At 61.9% G+C, this 399-nt stretch carries 1 protein-coding gene; it reads right to left on the bottom strand.

What is annotated here, in order from left to right:
* Positions 1-55: 55 nt before the first annotated feature.
* A partial coding sequence (locus VSR34_RS38875) for an SDR family oxidoreductase (protein WP_342965296.1) occupies positions 56-399 on the bottom strand: 344 nt, incomplete at its 5' end.

Here is a 399-nt window from a genome sequence, read left to right as displayed (position 1 = left end):
GGTCATGGTGCATTCCTTTTAATGTCGGACTGGCATGAACGGCGAGCCTCGGCCCTCAAACCTGGCCAATACCACCGTCATTCATCAAATCCGCGCCCGTCATATAGGAACTCTGCCCAGAGGCGAGAAAGAGCGCCGCGCTGGCCATCTCGTCGGCCCGCGCGAGTCGACCGAGCGGGACCATGCTCTGATACATGCTCACCAGATCCTCGCGGGTCGCCGACTGGGCGTCGAGAATCGGGGTGTCGGTGACACCAGGGCTCAGCATGTTGACGCGAATGCCGCGATCCTTGAATTCGGCGGCCCAGGTGCGAGCGTACGAACGCAACGCGGCCTTGGTCGCCGCGTAGGCGGTGTGCCCTGGAATGCCCATGAGGTGCATAGCCGATGAAACAAGGA

The organism is Paraburkholderia sp. JHI2823 (genome assembly GCF_038900695.1).
Taxonomy (GTDB): Bacteria; Pseudomonadota; Gammaproteobacteria; order Burkholderiales; family Burkholderiaceae; genus Paraburkholderia; species Paraburkholderia mimosarum.
The sequence above is the reverse complement of the archived record's forward strand: the minus strand, read 5'-3'. Positions and strand labels throughout refer to the sequence as shown.